The organism is Cryobacterium sp. PH31-L1 (assembly GCF_030063145.1).
Classification (GTDB): Bacteria; Actinomycetota; Actinomycetes; order Actinomycetales; family Microbacteriaceae; genus Cryobacterium.
Genome location: NZ_JASISM010000022.1, coordinates 1 through 3,017 on the forward strand (window position 1 = coordinate 1; position 3,017 = coordinate 3,017).

General features: G+C 59.5%; 2 protein-coding genes and 1 pseudogene. 1 reads left to right on the forward strand and 2 read right to left on the reverse strand.

The genetic code is table 11. The annotated features are described in order from the left end of the window. Nucleotides 1–514 precede the first annotated feature (514 nt). The gene (locus QMF22_RS17270) at nt 515–973 is read right to left on the reverse strand and encodes a DUF2975 domain-containing protein (RefSeq protein WP_283455883.1); all 459 of its coding nucleotides are present in this window, start codon (nt 971–973) and stop codon (nt 515–517) included. A gap of 475 nt (nt 974–1,448) precedes the next feature. On the opposite strand from QMF22_RS17270, the pseudogene QMF22_RS17565 reads away from it, so the two are divergent. Continuing rightward, nucleotides 1,449–1,550 (forward strand): annotated as a pseudogene (locus tag QMF22_RS17565) (sigma factor-like helix-turn-helix DNA-binding protein); the annotation flags it as partial. 293 nt (nt 1,551–1,843) lie between these two features. Here the strand turns inward: QMF22_RS17565 and QMF22_RS17275 are convergent. Further along, entirely contained in the window at nt 1,844–2,443 is a 600-nt protein-coding gene (locus tag QMF22_RS17275) for an N-acetyltransferase (protein WP_283455884.1), read from the reverse strand. Between the last annotated feature and the right edge of the window lie 574 nt (nt 2,444–3,017).

The window sequence follows — 3,017 nt, forward strand, 5'->3', positions numbered from 1 at the left end:
GCCACAGATCCTGTCCATTCCCGCGACGGCATGGATCAACAAACCCACCGACAAACCCACCGAGAATGACGGGCTCGAACTAGCCGCCTAAACTCCCACTGGCCTCATTCGCCTTGACAAATTCCGCCTCGGCAACCACCTGTGCGGATGCTACCTATTCGGGCGGCTATTGGTACGCATCGCCAGAAGCCCAGGCACTCTTCGAGGACTCATGGGATTCCAACGCACCGCAGACTATCTTTAACATCGAGACGTCCCGCATAGACCCAAGGGGTTAATCGACGAGACGAGGGGCCAGGTCCGCAGTGCGAATAGTGCACCGCAAGCCTGGTCCCACCCTCGCGCCGGCCTTGGAATCGGTCGCCTCCATCAAGCCGGATGCAGCGTCGACGCGCAATAAATACCAGGCCCGAGCACGAGGTCCGGTCGCCCGGGACGCAGTTCGACAGGCCACCGCCGTCTGGTTGGCCAGCTTCTAATGCCCCAGGCTGACGGCAAGCCAGACGGGATCATATTAGCCGCGTAAGTACGGACGAATGACTGAGTTGGCCCCCAGGAACACCATCACAGAGACAACGATTATCAGGGCGACGAGCCCGCCAGCGATAAGTCCGTACATCACGCCCGGGTTGGTGTATCCCAGAACGCTCAGAGCAATGAAAGCGGACACCACGAGCACTATGAACGCGAGCAGGCAACCGATAATCGCCCATAACCATCCATAGGACGAAGAGTTGAATCTGTGGTCGCGAATGAGCATAACAAGCCGCAGTCCAATGACGGCGACGGCCTGCCAGCAGGCGATTGCGACGACACCCCAGATGAAGGATGGCACCGCGAGCGGTTCGACTTCCGGAAATACTGATACGACGTTATCCACCGCATGGGGGAGAACCCACACCTGAATGAATATGAACGAGACCAGCAAAAGAAGAAGTAACGCGTTCAGCGCGAACGAGATCCAACGGCGCATCTTTATCTCCTTGACTCGTGCCACAAGCACCATACTTGCACATAGACCTAAGAATCCTCGCCGGCGTCGGCAGAGGTTTTCCGGTCGGTGCTGATTTCGTCACGGGCGTTCTCGAGGTCATCATCGGCTGTATTTGGCTCTCGGGACCCCCCTTATGTCGCTTGTCATTTTTCTAAGTCGTCTGCGCACAGGCCTTTAGTTTTCGGGGTTGTGCAGCCGAGTATGAACACTGGTTTTTTCGCACTCCTCTGCACAAATGTCGCTTTTGCTCATACTCCTCTGCACAGGGATGCAGCGGGGTGGACGCCGAATCGGCCCCCGGGGCGGTCCAGTTGCGGTCATTTCCGCGACGGGGCGACCAATCCAGAGGCCAGCTGAGCGGACAAGACCGCGGCGGACACTCACTGCACCGGCTGTGCAGGCGGGTAGGGAAATTTGTGCAGACGACTTCGAAAAATGACAGGACGGCCTCAAGTCACACGAGGCAGCCGCAATCCTTGGCATCAACCCCTCAACCGTCAGATCCAGGATGAAAAAAGCCAAGGCGCAGCTACGAGAACTACTGTTACCGGCATAGCCCGAGCCGGTGAACCCTGCACACATTCCGTGTTTATCAGTGCCTTAGCTTGCGACTGGATGTCCGACGATCTGCTTATCCATGGCGGCGGGCCGCAACTGCAGCGTCGGACACCACCCGACGATCGACGATGCCCGCAAGCCGGACCCCTCTGCGGACACGGCGACCCCAGTTGGATCGGCCGAGTTTTCGGAGGAGGCTTCGTGTTGGTTTGGAAGAGTCGGGGATCCCTATTCGCGCGAACGACGGAGCAGTGCGGCCGCCTCGCACGGCCGACCGGCGCGAACCCGGCGTCAGCCGTGAGCTGGCGGGATCGTCTTGCGCATCACGGTCTTGCTCTTGCCGATGTGACGCTCGAACGTGAATCCCGCCTTCTCGAACATGGCCCTCGTCCCGTTGTGGAGGAACGAGGACGATGTCCTCTTGCCAGGCGCGAGTTCATTGGGGAACGAGACTACCTCGCCCCCGCCTGACCGCGCGATCAGGTCGAGCGCGCCCTCCAGTGCCTCCCGCGCCACTCCCGAACGACGATGCTCCCGGTCGACGAAGAAGCATGTGATCCGCCACGGTGCAGGCCTGGTCTCTCCCGCGTCGTACTCCTTTCGGTGGTAGATGCGCGGCAGCTCGACCGGGCTGCCGTACTCGCACCATGCAATTGCGTCGTCGCCGTCGAAGACGAGCGCAGCGTGTGCGACACCCTCCGCCACCAGTCGCTGTTTGAACGTCGGCCCGTCGTGCGCGCTCTTGACCGTGCGCTCCGTGTCGCCGTGGAAATACGAGCAATAACACCCGCCCCAGACCCCGTTGTGCTTCTGCGCGAGCGCCAGCCACGCTGGGAAGGTCTCGGGCGTGAGCGATTTGATGACATGAGGAGTAATGCTCGAGCTCATCATCTGTTGGCGCCTCCTATCCGTATGCCGACCAGTAAATCCGAAAGCGAACCGCTCTTCAAGGACAACCAACAAACGCGGCGCCGGCGAAATAGTATCCACGAATGCGAACGTGGCCACGGTGGCGAACGTCCGCAATCGGGACGCCCTACGCACACTCCCCCGGAAGCTGGCGGTTCTGACTACACAGGATTGCTACGGTGCCCGTTTGGGTGTCCCGATATTAAGCCCGATGACCGGGCGTCAAACGCAACAGCCCGCCGCGAAGTTTGCACCTTCGAATTCGATTGTTCCGCCCACGCGCAGCCAGGCACCGGAAGTGCCATGATTCTGCTGTCTGCCTCAACTTAGATGATACAAATGGTCGAATTCCGTGTCTCGTAAAATGAGGCAGCGGCGAGTCCGTGATCACGCTCTCAAGTCCCGGCAGATTTCAATCTGCAGGGTTCCTGTTAACGCCGACCGAAAATAGGGCCAGTATCGCCGATTGAAAACAGGGCCACCAGCCACTATGGAGGGTGATCAATATGGATGATTGGGCGAAGATACGCCAGCTGTTTTCAACGGGCCAGCACTC